Annotated in this window: 17 protein-coding genes and 2 pseudogenes; 15 read left to right on the top strand and 4 right to left on the bottom strand. The window is 39.5% G+C overall.

Annotated elements, in window-relative coordinates:
* Nucleotides 1–23: 23 nt before the first annotated feature.
* Both RSC70_RS07955 and RSC70_RS07950 read right to left on the bottom strand, forming a co-directional pair.
* The gene (locus RSC70_RS07955) at nucleotides 24–1,100 is read right to left on the bottom strand and encodes an ABC transporter substrate-binding protein (protein WP_332542187.1); all 1,077 of its coding nucleotides are present in this window, start codon (nucleotides 1,098–1,100) and stop codon (nucleotides 24–26) included.
* A 438-nt stretch (nucleotides 1,101–1,538) separates the two neighbouring features.
* Entirely contained in the window at nucleotides 1,539–2,918 is a 1,380-nt protein-coding gene (locus tag RSC70_RS07950) for an MFS transporter (protein ID WP_332542186.1), read from the bottom strand.
* A gap of 293 nt (nucleotides 2,919–3,211) precedes the next feature.
* Here RSC70_RS07950 and amiA point away from each other — a divergent pair, with 293 nt between their 5' ends.
* The 4 genes from amiA to RSC70_RS07930 all read left to right on the top strand — a co-directional run bounded on the left by amiA (nucleotide 3,212) and on the right by RSC70_RS07930 (nucleotide 9,262).
* Entirely contained in the window at nucleotides 3,212–4,039 is an 828-nt protein-coding gene (amiA, locus tag RSC70_RS07945) for an N-acetylmuramoyl-L-alanine amidase AmiA (RefSeq protein WP_442904267.1), read from the top strand.
* Nucleotides 4,040–4,133: 94 nt separating this feature from the next.
* Nucleotides 4,134–5,174, top strand: a complete 1,041-nt coding sequence (locus tag RSC70_RS07940) for a porin (RefSeq protein ID WP_332542185.1) — start codon at nucleotides 4,134–4,136, stop codon at nucleotides 5,172–5,174.
* Between the two features lie 932 nt (nucleotides 5,175–6,106).
* Nucleotides 6,107–8,011: a sulfatase-like hydrolase/transferase gene (locus RSC70_RS07935; protein WP_332542184.1), complete on the top strand. Its 1,905-nt coding sequence runs from the start codon at nucleotides 6,107–6,109 to the stop codon at nucleotides 8,009–8,011.
* An 18-nt stretch (nucleotides 8,012–8,029) separates the two neighbouring features.
* Complete coding sequence (locus RSC70_RS07930) at nucleotides 8,030–9,262, top strand: anaerobic sulfatase maturase (RefSeq protein WP_332542183.1); 1,233 nt, start codon at nucleotides 8,030–8,032, stop codon at nucleotides 9,260–9,262.
* 491 nt (nucleotides 9,263–9,753) lie between these two features.
* On the opposite strand, the gene RSC70_RS07925 is transcribed toward RSC70_RS07930, so the two are convergent.
* Nucleotides 9,754–9,891, bottom strand: coding sequence for a hypothetical protein (locus tag RSC70_RS07925; RefSeq protein ID WP_332542182.1), 138 nt, complete (start codon nucleotides 9,889–9,891; stop codon nucleotides 9,754–9,756).
* A 28-nt stretch (nucleotides 9,892–9,919) separates the two neighbouring features.
* Between RSC70_RS07925 and RSC70_RS07920 the strand changes: the two genes are divergently transcribed.
* Nucleotides 9,920–10,042 carry a hypothetical protein gene (locus tag RSC70_RS07920; protein WP_332542181.1) on the top strand — a complete coding sequence of 41 codons (123 nt, stop codon included), beginning with the start codon at nucleotides 9,920–9,922 and terminating at the stop codon, nucleotides 10,040–10,042.
* 116 nt (nucleotides 10,043–10,158) lie between these two features.
* Nucleotides 10,159–10,722 carry a YagU family protein gene (locus tag RSC70_RS07915; protein WP_332542180.1) on the top strand — a complete coding sequence of 188 codons (564 nt, stop codon included), beginning with the start codon at nucleotides 10,159–10,161 and terminating at the stop codon, nucleotides 10,720–10,722.
* A gap of 464 nt (nucleotides 10,723–11,186) precedes the next feature.
* Here the strand turns inward: RSC70_RS07915 and RSC70_RS07910 are convergent, their stop codons facing one another.
* Entirely contained in the window at nucleotides 11,187–11,741 is a 555-nt protein-coding gene (locus tag RSC70_RS07910; protein WP_332542179.1) for a recombinase family protein, read from the bottom strand.
* Between the two features lie 38 nt (nucleotides 11,742–11,779).
* Between RSC70_RS07910 and RSC70_RS07905 the strand changes: the two genes are divergently transcribed.
* From RSC70_RS07905 to RSC70_RS07870, 9 genes and pseudogenes are all read left to right on the top strand, one after another.
* Complete coding sequence (locus RSC70_RS07905) at nucleotides 11,780–11,992, top strand: hypothetical protein (RefSeq protein WP_332542178.1); 213 nt, start codon at nucleotides 11,780–11,782, stop codon at nucleotides 11,990–11,992.
* A gap of 365 nt (nucleotides 11,993–12,357) precedes the next feature.
* On the top strand, nucleotides 12,358–12,480 hold the full coding sequence (locus RSC70_RS07900) for a hypothetical protein (protein ID WP_332542177.1): 123 nt from the start codon (nucleotides 12,358–12,360) through the stop codon (nucleotides 12,478–12,480).
* A 19-nt stretch (nucleotides 12,481–12,499) separates the two neighbouring features.
* A complete protein-coding gene (locus tag RSC70_RS07895) occupies nucleotides 12,500–12,634 on the top strand; it encodes a hypothetical protein (RefSeq protein WP_332542176.1) in 135 nt (44 codons plus the stop codon).
* A 150-nt stretch (nucleotides 12,635–12,784) separates the two neighbouring features.
* A pseudogene (locus RSC70_RS07890) lies at nucleotides 12,785–13,401 on the top strand (ERF family protein).
* 147 nt (nucleotides 13,402–13,548) lie between these two features.
* On the top strand, nucleotides 13,549–13,698 hold the full coding sequence (locus RSC70_RS21030; RefSeq protein ID WP_442904272.1) for an HNH endonuclease signature motif containing protein: 150 nt from the start codon (nucleotides 13,549–13,551) through the stop codon (nucleotides 13,696–13,698).
* 191 nt (nucleotides 13,699–13,889) lie between these two features.
* Nucleotides 13,890–14,384: a single-stranded DNA-binding protein gene (ssb, locus tag RSC70_RS07885; protein WP_332542175.1), complete on the top strand. Its 495-nt coding sequence runs from the start codon at nucleotides 13,890–13,892 to the stop codon at nucleotides 14,382–14,384.
* 18 nt (nucleotides 14,385–14,402) lie between these two features.
* Nucleotides 14,403–14,702 carry a hypothetical protein gene (locus RSC70_RS07880; RefSeq protein WP_332542174.1) on the top strand — a complete coding sequence of 100 codons (300 nt, stop codon included), beginning with the start codon at nucleotides 14,403–14,405 and terminating at the stop codon, nucleotides 14,700–14,702.
* 125 nt (nucleotides 14,703–14,827) lie between these two features.
* Complete coding sequence (locus tag RSC70_RS07875) at nucleotides 14,828–15,412, top strand: hypothetical protein (protein ID WP_332542173.1); 585 nt, start codon at nucleotides 14,828–14,830, stop codon at nucleotides 15,410–15,412.
* A gap of 207 nt (nucleotides 15,413–15,619) precedes the next feature.
* Nucleotides 15,620–16,178 (top strand): annotated as a pseudogene (locus tag RSC70_RS07870) (tyrosine-type recombinase/integrase); the annotation flags it as partial.
* Nucleotides 16,179–16,412 lie beyond the last annotated feature (234 nt).

Genomic DNA, 16,412 nt, shown 5'->3' with positions numbered 1-16,412 from the left:
TTAACTTCAATGGCGGTATCTAATTATTTCTGACTAAGTTCTTCATCAAGAAGTGCATCAGGCACCGCATAGTTAAATAGCTTTTTATAGTATGATCGTGTTACCTCTTTCACTTTAGCATCACTGATATATATAGGATTAATCTTATTAATCATATATATTGGTAAAAGAGGCGTTTCTGCTGATAATCCTCCCCAATTATGTATACCTATGGGCGTAGAAAAAATCATTTTATTTTTAAAAGCTTTTATATTATGCCAATCTTGTCCAGGGCTTTTGTTATTTAAGATATCTTTAGCACTACCAAATACAACAAATATAACATCTGGGTCCCATTTGATAATTTGTTCCATTGATACGTTAATATACCTGCCAGCGTCTCCTTTCACTTTGAGATCACTTGCTACGTTTTTTAGTCCAACCATTTTTAGATATGTATCTCCATAAGTTTTTGGCCCACTAACTTTAAGCTGTTTCCCATCACTTTGCTCGAGGTACAAAGCGCGAATATTTTTCAACTTAATCTTGTCAACATATGGTTTCACCTCAAGAAACGTTGCTTTCCATGCATTAGAAAACTTGTGACTAGGTGGTAAACCAAGTGTTTGATTAAAAGTATCTTCCCAATAAATCTGAGTTTTCATAGGCTTGTATTTCGAGTCACCTCCAGCATCGAGATTAATCGTAGGTACACCTATACGTTCCAAACCATCATCTTGGCTCTTTCCGTAATAAAAAATTAAATCTGGATGTATATTAAGTAAAGATTCTATATTCACAACATAGTCTTTGTTAATAAATGCAGTGGTGATTCTTTTTATATCTGGCTTCATGTCCTGAAGTATTTTCATGTTGGAATGTAAAAATGCCCATGGTCCGACACCTATGACATGCTTGTATGCTTCATTATTAGCCATGATTACACTGAACGGGCAGTTGCCAGTAATAACTATCCGGTTGAATTTTAATGAAGTATTATTCACACTGTTTATTAAATCAGTAGCAGGCTGTTTTTTTTGGATATCATGTGCGTAACTAACCATCGGAATGGTAAGTACAGATGATAAAATAAATAATGAAATTATTTTATTATTAGGCATAGTTTTTCGCTCATTCACTTATACTAAGAATAGGGTTGTTTTTTTATAGGCTATACAAGATCTTTTATTACAATGTCAGAATGCATTATAGTTCGCGACATAGTTATGATAACTGGTGCAGAGAAAATGTAATATACCATTATGTTATCCACAAGGTGTGTAAGGTTTATTTCTATTAAAATCCTTTTGATTATGTACATGGGTACTAGTCATCGTAATTCATACGCTTTTTCAAAATAAGTTAATCTCACATAAATATTTAAGCTGTATTACATCTAAAATTACACTTGTTTGTACAATGGAAATAGTTTTGTAAAAACTAATTTAACGTTGATTTATTATAAAGCTTCCGTAGTTGTGCATTAGAAAACCAGAGTATATTGGGAAATAGTACTACGAGTATCCTATCTTTTAAGATGATTGATTTCATTAATATTTTCATGCGATTTTTTGTAAGATTATTTTTTTCTTATTGGATTTAAAACGGTAGTAACTTACGGTCAGTGATAGTAGCGAAAAAAATGCTCCAGTAAATAAACTAATAACTGTGCCGTAGTTTCCGTAGAAGTTGAAAAATATTGCTACTAAGGCGGAACCAATAATTTGTCCGATTAGTCGTGAGCTACCTAATAAGCCACTGGCTATACAGCTATGTTTGTCAGAAATAGATGTCAAAATAAGATAGTTATTTGGAGACTGAAATAACCCAAATCCGAAGCCACAAATAGCAACTCGCCAGATTATCTGGATATTAGATGGTTCATTCGATAATAATGCCATGAGCATTGTCCCTACTGAGAGCAAAAATAATCCAGATATTGCGACCAGATTGGGATTGATTTTTTTTATAACCTCCCCAGCTACGATAGATGTCAACATAGTTGCCAGAGGCCATGCTGTCAATAGCATGCCGATTTCGACAACACCACGATTTAAGACATTGTGGAAATAAAACGGCAGAGAGACAAATGCTAGTAGTTGTGTACTATATGATAACATTGACATCAATAGGGATAGTGAAAATGTTTTATTATGAAATATTGTCATAGGGATTAATGCGCTATCGCCTTTTATATTTTGATTTACATAAAAGGTTATTGCTAACACCGCAAGTAAAACCACGCCTAAATAAACCTCCGTACGATTATTATTAGTTACCCCCAGCATGAATAATGAGAATGAAATAAATGTCATAAAAACAAGTCCAGCCCCTGCGCTATCAAATCGATTTTCAGTATTTTTAGTTGATTTAAGAGATATCATACAAAGGAGTAAAGAGGTGCATGCAATAGGAACGTTAATGGTAAACAACCAATTCCAACTCGCTATAGAGAGAATTACTGATGCAATAGAGGGGCCTGCTGCAGCTGAAACAGACACCACCATGACATTAATACCTAAACCACGTCCTAGTAATTTGGATGGATAGATAGTTTTTATTAATGCCGCATTGACGCTCAGGATCGCGGCAGCGCCAATACCTTGAATAGCACGAAAGAATGTCAGTGTATTCAAGGTTTGTGAAAGAGCACATCCCAGAGACGAGAACGCAAAAAGAAACACACCAAGAGTGAAGATGCGTTTGTTTCCTACTTTTCTGCCAAGCGCAGCAAAAACCAATAATGAGGAAATTATTGCAAACTGGTAGGCATTAATGACCAGAATGGATGATGACTCGGAAATGCCAAAATCTTTTGCTATATCTGGCAAAGCAACATTAGCAATCGTACTGTCCAACACAGCAATGACTGTGCTCAGTGAAACCGCCAGTATGGCAAGAATGTTTAGCTTTTCATTTTTAATATTTTTGGTCGTCATATTTCCTTCCTAGATCTAATAAATGAACAACAGCATCGCCCTGACTTACAATTCAATTCACATGATGTATAACGTTATAACATAACAATTGAGTTGAGAGTTATTATCATTTGAAAATATCTGTATCAATATATGAGAATCTTATAATTATCTGTTTTATATCAATTTAATCACTGTTTTAGCTAAAGACACCACATAATTTCTAGTAACATTAAATTACATAAAATGCCTCGCCCTTGGCTATATCGATACGTTATAACATCACCAAACACAAGTGGTATGAGGCTTTTATATTGAATAGCAAAACTACTCGGAGAAGACTAATTCTTGCTGGTTGCGCGGCTATTGTATCGAATATTCTTGTTCCTAATTTGGCTCGTGCAAATCAACATAAGCGATTAGCTCGCCCGCGCTCTCAACATCATTCCCATACAAAATATAGGGTAATGCTAGATCCTGGACATGGTGGAATTGATTCCGGTGCAATTGGTCACAAAGGTTCGATGGAAAAACATGTTGTTTTGGATATAGCCATTAAAGTTCAGGCATTATTAAAGAGGCATGGAATTGATGCATTTATGACACGATCAGATGATACTTTTATCCCTCTCTATGATCGTGTCCAAATGGCACACTTTCATCAAGCCGATCTACTTATGTCCATTCATGCAGATGGATTTACAAGTCCCACTGCTCATGGAGCCTCAGTTTTTGCTCTTTCATCTCGTGGAGCTAGTAGTGCAATGGCGAAATACCTTTCCAAAAGTGAGAATGGCTCGGATGACATTGCCGGTAATAAAGTCATTTATAAAGATAAGTACCTTAACGAGACAATCTTCGATTTAGCACAGACTCAAACTATCAAAGAAAGTCTTATGCTAGGGGCGCATATTGTTCATCATATTTCACCCATTCACCACATGCATTCAAATCAGACAGAGCAAGCTGCATTTATCGTGCTAAAGTCCCCCTATATACCATCTATACTTGTTGAAACGTCTTTCATCACTAACCCCGCAGAAGAAAAGTTATTGGGCACGTCGGCCTTTCGTTACAAAATAGCTCTAGCAATTACAAATGGAGTTATTAGCTATTTTAAAAATAAAAATTCATTAATGTAAAAGAATTACTATCATTTAAATAAGTAGTGAGCATATTTCCCAATAAATCTCAAGCTGAAATTAATGTGGTTTCAGTTTTAATGGGCTCTTTAGTATGATTTCACGTTATAAATATCAATGTCTTTTAGCAATAACGCTACTTTTTTCTCAAAGTGCTTATTCGATTAATCTAGTGAACCAAGATGAAAAAAAACTTGATTTTTATGGAACTATAATTGCCAGAAGATTTATAAGTAACAATGTCAAGGACGATGGCGATCGCAGCTATTTATATTTTGGACTAATCGGAAAGAGAGATATTACAAAAGATTGGCAAGCTTATGCCAATTGGGAATATACGGTCAGCATATCGGATTCCACCAGAAATGCAACTCGTCTTGCATACTTAGGGGTTGATAATTTACACTGGGGAAGCCTAGATATTGGCCGAAACTGGGGGTTGCTGTATGATGTTACTTCACTGACTGATCGGTCTCCTTTGTTTCGGGAAATGTCATATAACTATATCGATAATTTCATGCGTGGACGCGCCCTTAATCTTATAACTTGGCGCAAGCGATTAACTGTTTTAAATCATCATCTTAAGATGGAGTTGCAGTATCAGTTTAAAAGTAATAATGAAGACCGTATTTTAAAACAACAGAATGGTAATGGCGTTTCTGCTTCCCTATCTTGGTCCTTTACACCAGAGTTAAGTGCTATATTTTCAGCATCGTCTTCAGCAACGACCTTTAACCAACAAAAAGAATCCAGCTATAAGAAAAAAATAAATACCTACGCGGAAGGAGTTAGTTACAACAGCAGAAGAACTTATCTTGCTGCTGTATTAACCCAGAGTAACAACGCTATTAGCCCGCAGTCTTGCTGCAACAACACAGCATCCTTTAGCTATGAGGTGCTGGCTAAATATATGCTAACTGAAACACTACAACCTAATATTGGATATACTCGTTTGTCTCAAACAGTTTCTGGCAATTCTACGAATCTTCTCGATTATGAGGAAGTTGGCTTTAGCTACCACTTTAATAGGAACTTGCAATTTTTTGCTGATTATAAAATAAATAACGCAAGGAATAATATCACTTGGATTGATCGTTCAAACAAATTAGATATCGGCATAAGCTATCACTGGTAGAAATAGCCTTACTGTGTGAGATGTAGCATGATTTAGCAGGTTAACACGGTTTTGCTAGCAACTCATTAAATGTGAACCGTAAGTTAAAGGCGATAAGCTGTATTCGTATTGTACGATGATCACTAATTCTGCTGTGCTGTGTATTCAAAATATTTAATATAATGCTATTTTAATTATTGCTGTATTATTAGAAAAGACTGCACCATTGATTTTAAGCCCTATACGTTTCATGCACTTAAAAAGCGTCAGCTTAAACTTAAGAAATTGTATATTTATGCTACCCCCAACGCCGCAATGCATCTGGCACGCCCCATCGAAGACATGGGGTGGCGTATTCTGAACTCTATAATTTGTTGTTATCTTGGGCTATCAACAACTGAATCCACTTTATAATATATATGAATAGACCTGAATAAAAAAATATCATAATATTTTGAATTTATTACTGAAAAACATAATGTTTAAGTTGAGATGCAATCGCATGATATGTGGGATTGATACCCACTGGTACTGTAAAGTAGTGATAGGGATTTCACGCTAACTCGCCTTTTCATTAAAATCAGAATAACTACCCATCGCATAAACATTGTTTTAAATATTCAAGATTTTAACTAGATATATTCAATAGTAAATTCTAAAAATTAGTTTAAATTGTTAAGTTTCAGTTAATGAAACATAACACTGAGTATTTTAAGGTAGTACAACTCTGTCTTTTAGTTCATGTATTATTTCCTAATATCGAAAGTTAAATCATTGCTATAGGTACTCACAAAAATAAATGTAATGATACTAAACCTCACCAAGTCTCGATCAAAAAATATATTTTGGTAAAGTTAAGTATAATCAAACAATATCTTACTAAATATGGCTTCATCTTGGGTTAAAAATGTCATAGCTTTATTTATCACGACGTTCAAGAATAGAGGTTTTTTATGACAACTAAATATAACATTTCCCGCAGAAATTTCTTGCTAGGTTCAGGTGCTATTACTGCAGCAACATTAGTTTCCACACCTGAAGCATTAGCACAAAAGATGGATGCAACCACTTTTGAAAGTAAAAATCAACAACTAGGAAACGTACCATCCCATAGATATAACTATCAGTTTAGTAGAAAGATGCCAGATAAAATTCCCGAAGGTTTTAATATCCTCCTCATTACTTCAGATCAGGAACATTACTTTGATCCTTATCCATTCCCCGTTCCAGGACGAGAACGCTTAATGGATTCTGGCACAACCTTCACCAATCATCATATTTGTAGTAGCGTTTGCACCCCCTCACGCTCGGTATTATATACCGGTTTGCATATGCCAGAGACCAAAATGTTCGATAATCCAGGTTTCCCGTGGATGCCTGATAGCCTTGATCCTGAATTAGGTACCATTGGTAATGTTATGAGTGAAGTCGGGTATTACCCAGCGTATAAAGGAAAATGGCATTTAAGTACGTTAATGGAAGATCCTGTAACTAAAAATGCTGATGGCAGTACTGACCTAGGTATGATCCCCAGAGTCAAACTTCATGAAATTATGGAGGGATATGGTTTTAACGATTATACCGGAGTTGGCGATATTATAGGGCATAGTCATGGTGGTTACTTATATGATGAACTCACGGCAGGAGAAGCAATAAACTGGTTGAGAGATAAAGGTAGTGAATTGCAACATAATAATAAACCTTGGTTTCTGGCGGTGAATTTTGTTAACCCTCACGATACCATGTACATAGATACAGATACTGACGTCGATAAAAACCAATGGAAAGGCGCTTTAATACTGAACAGTAATTCTTCAACTCCAAATAAAGCTCCAAAGAATACGATTTATATGGCCTCATGGCCCGAAGTTCCCCTAGCACCCACCAGACATCAGGCGTTTAGTCAGCGTGGCAGGCCCCCAGCGCATCTTGAGTATCAGCTGTGTAATGGCTTGCTAGTCGGAAACATTGCTGATCAGGATAATCGCTGGAGAATTCTCCAAGATTATTACTTTAATTGTATCCGTGATAATGATACTCAGTTGGTCAGGATTTTAGAGGAGTTAGATGCGCTAGATTTAACGAAAAATACTATCATCGTTTATACTGCCGACCATGGTGAGCTATGCGGTGCTCATCAAATGAATGGCAAAGGCACCTGTACATACAAAGAACAGGTCCATGTTCCATTGATAATCAGTCACCCCGCATTCCCTGGTGGTCGAAAGTGTGCTGCACTTACATCTCATTTAGATATTACCCCCACTTTGGCAGGCTTGACAGGAAGTCAAAATAAAGCAAAAAGTTCTACCTTAAAAAACCGCAAAGGATATGACTTTAGCTCATTACTGTTTAATCCGGAATCATCAACTATTGATTCTATAAGAACAGGTATTTTGTATTGCTACGATATGTTGTTGTTTTCTGATGCTACCTATGTTGGCAATATGTTTAAAATCATCAGAGATGAGACGTTAAGTAAAGAAGAAAAGCAAAAGCGTTTTTCTATATTGTCGCCGGACCTCAAGAAAAGAGGTGGCATCCGGATGATGTATGATGGACGTTATAAGTTTACGCGCTATTTTTCATTGCAACAACATCACACCCCCAAAACCCCAGATACACTTTTCAATCTTAATGATATTGAGCTTTATGATCTGAAGTTAGACCCCCTTGAAATGAACAATCTGGCAACTAATCAACAGAATGTCTCGTTAATTATGACCCTGAACGAAAAGCTTAATATTTTATTTTCAAAAGAAATAGCAGGAAAAGATGATGGAAGCTGGATCCCTCTCCTACATGGTATTCGGTGGGACCTCGACCCGGAGAGAGTGCATCGTTTAATTAGAGATTAACTATATAGAGGGTATACTATGTACCGGCAATGTCATGTTATGGCTAAACCCGGTGGTGCAAAATGCAACATTGATTGCAAATATTGCTTCTACCAAGAAAAGCAGTCGTTGTACCCACAGCGTAAGCAACACTGGAAAATGTCTGAGGAGACTCTGGAAGAGTATGTTAAACAGCATATTGCGGCACAGCACTCCCAACCAGTAACTTTCTCCTGGCAAGGAGGTGAGCCTTTGCTCTTAGGTCTTCCCTTTTTTCAACGTGTTATCCAGCTGTGCCAGCGTTATGGCCAAGGGGTAAAAATAACTCACACATTACAAACTAACGGGATTTTACTAAACGAAGAATGGGCAAAGTTTCTCTCGCAACATCGTTTTATGGTAGGGCTGTCGATTGATGGACCAGAACACTTACATGATCGGTATCGTGTCAGCTATTCAGGTAAAGGCAGCCACCAGTTTGTAATGAAAGCGCTGTTGCTGTTACGTCGCTTCCAAATAGATTTCAATACATTGACAGTAGTGGGACGACATAACGTCGCCCACGCCACTGAGGTCTATGACTTTCTGCGACTTAATGGCTCACACTACATGCAATTCATTCCGCTGGTTGAGCGAGTGAGTACAGAACCGGATCCAATGCTCAAGTTAGTGCTCCCTGAAATACAGAAAGCGAATCTTGCCCCCTGGACAGTCCCTTCTAAGCAGTACGGCGAGTTTCTTAGTCAGATATTTGACGTCTGGATTCGTCGTGATATTGGCCATATTTCTGTGCAAATGTTTGATGTTGTCATGGCGGCCTGGTCTAGGCAGCCAGCCATTTTATGCGTTCATGCCGAAACTTGTGGGCATGCTTTTGCTTTAGAGGCGAACGGTGACCTCTATAATTGTGATCACTATGTGTATCCTGAACATCTTCTGGGAAATATCCATCAACGTAGTATCGATGTCATCAATAACAGTGAAGCCGCAATCTCGTTTGGCCTGGCAAAAAAGTTAACCCTCTCCGACGACTGCAAGGCCTGCCATTTTTGCTTTGTCTGCCAAGGGGGATGTCCAAAGCACCGCTTTGCGCGTTCATCATCGGGAGCAGCGGACCATAACTACCTATGCGCGGGTTATCAATATTTTTTCAAGTATATACAGCCAGTAATGAATCTGTGGGCTTCATTACTGGCTCGTAATTGCCCGCCAGCGCCGCTGGTAAAGTATTTGCGTGAGCGGCACCTATTCTCACTTAGTCAAGTGCGGTAATGAACTGCAGTAATAGTTATGAGCGAGACTCTTAGCTGAGGAGGGCTACCATTGGAGTTGTGATGTCTTGCTATCCTGAACATAGAAATTAAACGGACGAGTAGTTTGGTTCAGTCTCGCTCAGTGATAATGATAAATTGAAAATTACTCATCATTTTGCACAATTGTCCTGACTAACAAAAGAGTGATGGGGTCTGTACATGGCTCATTTTTAATATCCTCCATTAACTTTTTATTGAGTTAGTCAAGTATACCATCGGCTTAGTATGACTTTTGTTTATAGGTTTCGCTATGTCAATGATGCGGCTTATCGGGATGCTTTTAATGTGATGCATGGGTATTCAGCACTGTAGTTATGTACACTATTTTTAGATTTAGGCACTGCATTACCGCAAAGTATCGAAAAGCATTACTGTGCTCTAAGGTGGTTTGCGGTAACTTTTTGCCCCATATATGCCTCATCCAAACCACATACACGGGTTGTAATCAAGCTAGCTCATCGACATGTCATTAACGATATATGTCGCTAACCCGAAAATTTCAAATCCTGTTTCTTCATCCGCTAACGTGACATCGTCGTAATTTTCCAGCTTTGCAAGACACAGCATCGGCAGTAATTGGATAGCCATAGTAAAGTTCCTAGCCCAGAAGATAGTGATGAGACGAGATAAGGCTGAGGAACTGATGAAGGCGTTCAAGATAGCGATAGATTATGTTGATGCTGGGATCGAGCATCAGAACTCGGGTTTCTTTGATGACGGCTTTTTGCTGATTAAATAAATACAACTGTATAAATAAACATACTAAACAACGCTTGCTAAATCGGTTAAGCTGTCAGTGCTTGATATTTAATCAAACAATAAAAATACTTATAAACTTTTGTGAAGGGATGACGAATGAAAGTAACTGATTTGTTGATGAGGACAGACCCAACTCGCCGTAAATATGGTGTTGCTGTTTTTGTTGGTGTCATCGCAGGTATCATGTCCGCGTTTGTAAAATGGGGCGCAGAAGTACCGTTACCCCCTAGAACATTTAGTGGCGGTCGTGATGAATTTAACCCGCCATTTCTCTTTCTTAGAGATTACTTAGGCATTGATCCAACAGCTACTGTCTATACCTTCTCTGAACACATTATTAATCCAGTAATGGTTACTCATATCATCTTCTCGTTGATATTCGCTATTGGCTATTGTGTTGTTGCCGAGATATTCCCAAAAGTTAAACTCTGGCAAGGAGCTTTAGCCGGTATTGTTGCTACAATCGCAGTGCACTGGATTAGCTTTCCATTACTTGGATTAACGCCTTCACTCTCGATGCTTCCTGCTGATGAATATATTTCTGAGCTTTTTGGTCATATCGTCTGGTTTTGGGCTATCGAAATGATTAGACGTGACCTCCGCAATAGAATTACGCACCAGCCAGATGCTGAAGTGCCTCTAGATAATCCATTCCGCTAACTGCAATTATGAAAATAACCTCTTAGCTAAAGATTAAATTTTATTCCGACTTAAGGAGAATACCAGTGAACATTGCTTCTGATAGAAAGAGAAATGCTTACGGGTAAGCACTAGTGTTATGGAAAATGGCACAGATAACTTCATGGTAATTAAGGCCATTAATGACGAAAATCTAACTAGAGAAAGTACGGACAGCAAAGTGCGTAATCTGTGTAGGTGATCCCAATGCTTACGCTCCTCAAGATCTCATTTTGCTGGGTCATTGACCATTCGTTAATACCCTTTACTTGAGTGCTCAATATATAGCCTGAGAAATCCATTCTCAGGCTTTTTAATTGATGAATAATTAGTTTCGTATAGTATCCGCGCGTGACAATATCCATCTGAATCACTTAAACGCATTAACGATCCACTAGTATTGTCACTGCGTCGGTCTCTAGCATACGGACCGTCGCAAATTTAAATCAAGAATATCCTACTGAAACTGCTAGATATTTATAGATAGTCTTGATACTGACCCCTAATACATCCACTGTTTGTTGCCGTGTGGCACCATTCGCCAAAATGCGCCTCGCTCGTTCAATCGTCTCGGGCGTCATTATCCGCCGCCGTCCTCTAATCCTGCCCTCCGCTCTTGCCGCTTCAATCCCTGCTATCACAATCAGCTCGCGTTCCATTTCAGCGAGCGCACTCATTATATGAAAGAAAAACCGGCCCATAGCGGTGCCGGTATCAATGCTATCTGTAAGGCTTAAAAACTGAACTTCTCTCTCGCAAAGTTCCGAAATCAACTCAACTAAATTTTTTACACTCCGCCCCAGCCGATACAGTTTCCAAACGACAAGACAATCGCCCGCTTTCAAATGTTTTAAACATTTTTTTAATCCGGGTCTAACTGCCTTTATTCCGCTCATTTCATCTACAAAAATATGCTCGCAATTTGCACTAACTAATGTATTTCGCTGTAATTCGACGTTTTGGTCATTTGTTGACACCCTCATATAGCCGATTTTACTCATTTTCGCCTCTGCGACTTTTTAAATGAGCCATTCTTTCTATGCGCCTTGCTCTATCAAACGTCGGTTTAAAAGAAACCGTTAATAAAGCGACTAGCGCGCTGCAAATTGGCTCATATGGAATAGGCGCTAGCGGTGTAGGAATGACCGATAACGATATTTTGTCGCCAACGAGTGCTGGTACTACATTTTTTGATCAAGATGGTGGTGCGTCGAATAACCATTTCGGTGGGTATCCCCAGACTACCAAGTAATACACCTAGCAAGTATTCACTGATCATCTGCTATGAGTAATCACGCTCGTAACCGGAGAATGACTATTCTGGTTATAGCTGACACGCTCTCCCCCTCTCGCTAGGGGCTTTTTTATACCCAAATTTCAGGCAAAAAAAATCCCGACTTGAGCGGGGGGTGGCATGTTCAAGTCGGGAAAGCTCATATGTCCATATATGACAAGTCTTCTAGGATAGGCGGCAATAATACCAACTAATCTCCCCACCGATTTTGTGCTTTAGTCGGATATTCATAAAGCGTTGATATACCGTATCTAAACGAACTAATTCATCGCAAAGCGTAGGCGTTTTGCAATGAAATCAACAATCAAACAGGAGTATTCACGATGGAATTAGCTATCGCGGGTGGCACCGTCATGGATGCTACCACAACAAATCATCGTCTTCGCATGCAGCATCACAAAGAAAACATTCTTACCTCTGCCAGCTTCCCCCACCAGATGCTGTGACCGAGCAGGAGAAATGCGAGTGATTGCTGAAAATGCCGCTCTCTTCGGTGAAACAGATACAAAAGAGATTATGACTCAACTCGATATGGCGGCCGTTTTCGAATACTTGAACGAACTCGGTTACAACGTTAGCGAAAAACAGGTGGCAGCATGAACCAAACAATAGACCCACTGGATTAGCAGCTAATCCAGTGGATGCGTTCCCCCGAGATGATTCCGGTGATGAGCGACCAGATTACTCAACTAGAAGCCGTGGCGGGTCACCGCACTGGCCAGCAGGAACAACGAATAATACGAGGTGACCATGAGCGCTGTTTATAAGGCAATCTCAGCCGTAGCAAAGAATATGTCAGAAGTCGGGATTTCAAAAGATAAGCGTAACCAGCAGCAAAGTTTTCAGTTCCGAGGAATTGATGATGTTTACAACACACTATTTCCTGCCCTTGCTAAACATGGTCTAGTAATCCTTCCAAGAATCATCGAGCGTACTGTAACCGAGCGCACTACAGCTAAAGGCGGCGTTCTCTTTTGTGTAGTAGTTAAAGCTGAATTCGACTTTGTAGCTATTGTGGATGACTCAACCACACGGTAACCACATATGGCGAAGCTATGGATAGCGGAGACAAAGCAACGAACAAGGCCATGTCTATCGCCTACAAATACGCTGCACTCCAAGCTTTCTGCATACCAACAGAGGAAACAGTTCAAGACCCTGACAGTCAGATTCATCATCCTTCTCCAATGACGTTAGAACAGATTCTAGCTGATTTCACTGCTCAGGCCTCCGACTGCCAGAGTGCGGCAGAGCTACAAGGGATATACAAAACCATATGGAATGCACTTTCATCATCAGCAGAGCATCAAACCAAATGTGTGGATGTTTTTAAACATCGTTTTACAGAGCTAAAAAAGGCGGCGTAGATGGACATAACCCCAGAACAAGCTGAGTTCTTTTGGTGCAAGGTTGATGTTCGTACTATGCGTGAGTGTTGGAACTGGTAAGGTGCAAAAAAACCAACGGGGTCAGGAAACTTAAGAGTTCCAGAGCGCTACTGCTTATCTCATAGGATCGCATGGGAATTGATGAATTGCCCAATACCTTCAGGTTACATGGTATGCCACGCATGTGACAACCCATCCTGCTGTAACCCATCTCGTCTTCAACTTGGAAATGCTAGAGCAAACTTTACCGACATGGTAACCAAGGGAAGGCAATAATTTGTAAAAAACAAAGCTATAGGTGTTCGCAACGTAAACGCAAAGCTTTCGTAGGATCAGGTATGCCGCATTAGGGAGCTTTATAGAAATGGTTCTCAAACTGTAAAGAACCTTGCACTAATCAATAACGTTACACCTGAAAACATTCGAAGCATCATCAACAACAAGACTAGGAAGGTAGCTTAAGGGTTGTGGCAAATCGTGTAATTTTAATTGGGAATTTAAGACAAGACCCTGCCGTTAGATACTTACCGAATGGTGGTGCAGTAGCTAACTTGTCGGTAGGCGTTTCAGAGCAATGGAAAGATAAATCAACTGGAGAAAGGAAGCAAAAGACAGAGTGGTGCCGTGTAGCGCTGTTTGGCAAGCTAGCCGAGGTTGCGGGTGAATATCTGCGTAAAGGCTCTCAGGTCTATATCGAAGGTAAGTTAACAACTCGCAAATGGACTGATCAGGCCGGAGTCGAGAAATACACAACAGAAATTCACGTCAACATCGGCGGCACTATGCAAATGCTCGGCGGTAAGCAGGATTCATCATCCAAGCCAGCACAGAACAGAGCGCCCCAGCAAAGCGGGCAGCAAGCACCGCAGCGCAACGACGAACCTCCAATGAACTTCGATGACGACATTCCTTTTGCTCCCATCGGTTTAATGCACCCTACTCACGCAATCTTCCGCATCTAACTCTCAGCAGGCTATCCCATGAATACACATAAGCGGGCTAATGGCCTGCCTGATAAAACTCGTCTTGAAGAAGAGAAAAAAGCAATCGTGGCTGGAGTTATGGCGCTATTACTAAAACTCCGAGAAGGAGAGCCAAACCCACAATTTAGCGGTAAATCAAGGTTTGAATGGTCTGTCGATTTCCGGGGAAACCGCGGTGCTTCATTCAACCCACCTTTGCCAGCCCACATGCTCCACGACTACTCGAAAGGTGATGAATCTCACGACGAGATGAATACATATCACTATACGGCCGCAGGTGTTTATCGAGGAGACTAATATATTTGTACTTGCATAACAGTTCCAAGTATCTGCAAAACCTAACTGTAGATAAAAAGCAGAACAACTCTAATTTTAAATATGCTAAATTGAGAAAGTTATACTGTTACTTATGGATTGAGGTTATGAATATAAGATTTCTCTTGTTTTTTCTTTTGGCAATTTTAATATCAGGTTGCGATTCAAATGAAGATGACCTGCTAGGGCGGTGGATTAACAAAGACAGTAACTGTGATGTTCTTTGTGGTTTTACAGTTATAGAAAGAGAGAATGCATTCTCTGACAAAATAGTCGAATTTGATCAGGGGCCTTTCTACAAAGGTTCAAATGGCCCATTAGTTTTAGTTGAACGTAACAAATACTTAGTGAAAGGTAACTTAGGCGATTTTCTAATCGTAAAAAAGGGAAAGTATATATATAGCACCAATGGAAATGTTTATGAAAAGGAGGGGAATCTTTTCGGAAAATGGAAAAACACTGATAAAAACTGTGTTGCTTTATGTTCATTTTCAGTATTAAAAGATGAGGGTGCTAATAATATTAGAGTTACCTTTTTAGATAACACCTATTACAATGGATATGACGGGTTATTATTTAAAGAGGGTGAAAATAAACTCATTGTTAAAGGAACGCTGGGAGATTTAACTCTAACTAAAGTCGACTCTGAACTACACTCACTGAGTGGAGCCATTTATAAAAAATCTCATTAATAATTAGTAATTAATTTACTAGTGAATGAACAACTGTGACTTTCATGCTTATTTACTTCTTAAGAATTATAACCTCGCTCCGGCGGGGTTTTTTATTGCCCAAATTTGGAAGGTTTATGAGACATATCATTAAAGGCCATCCTAAACGAACGGAAAGAGCAGCTATGAAAGCTATCCTCGATATCCAACAAGCCAAGTACGGCGACTATTGACCTAAAAGCAGGTACACTATCCGTCCGTCAAAATCTTGCAAAGATTGGGGGAGTTTACTCTTCCAAAAACTGCCGCAGGAGAAACAACCATTAATTTGATAAGGCCGGCGATAGAAATTCTGCGCGACCAGTCAGAGCTAACTAGACTGAGCAAGCAGCACGATATCTCAGTAATTCAGGGAGAGTATGGCAGGAAGATAACTCACAAACGCACGTTTGTATTCATACCGTCAGTATCAGCCACAAATGGCAGATTAGGAGACCATTATTCTGTAGGTTCGATCAGCCAAAGTTGGGGTACTGCGTTAAAGCGCGCCGGACTGAAACATAGTAAAGCGTATCAGTCCCGCCATACGTATGCATGTTGGTCTTTGTCTGCTGGAGCTAACCCAAACTTCATTGCATCAGAAATGGGTCACACTAACGCCCAAATGGTTTATCAAGTTTATGGAGCTTGGATGTAGGAAACGAATAGCGAGCAAGTAGCCATATTGTACCAGAAATTATCTGACTTTGCCCCACCCATGCCCCATAGCGAAGTTAGCAATAGGTAAACTCGTTATAAAACAATAGCATTACCACTCTAAACCTGCATATTCATAATTCAAGGATTATTAGCAGGCTGTATCGGTTTGGACCAAATGGGTATTCATCCGGAACTGAGGGCCACCTGGATTTACCGACACCGTCCTGATGTTAAGCGGTGTCTCATGAATGCGGCAAAGCTCAGCGATTAAAATTAATTCCCAGTGGTACGCTTCCAGGTAATACAGACCGGTATTTGCTGA

Source organism: Hafnia sp. (assembly GCF_036648275.1).
Classification (GTDB): domain Bacteria; phylum Pseudomonadota; class Gammaproteobacteria; order Enterobacterales; family Enterobacteriaceae; genus Hafnia; species Hafnia alvei.
This window is presented reverse-complemented; position numbering and strand designations above follow the sequence as displayed.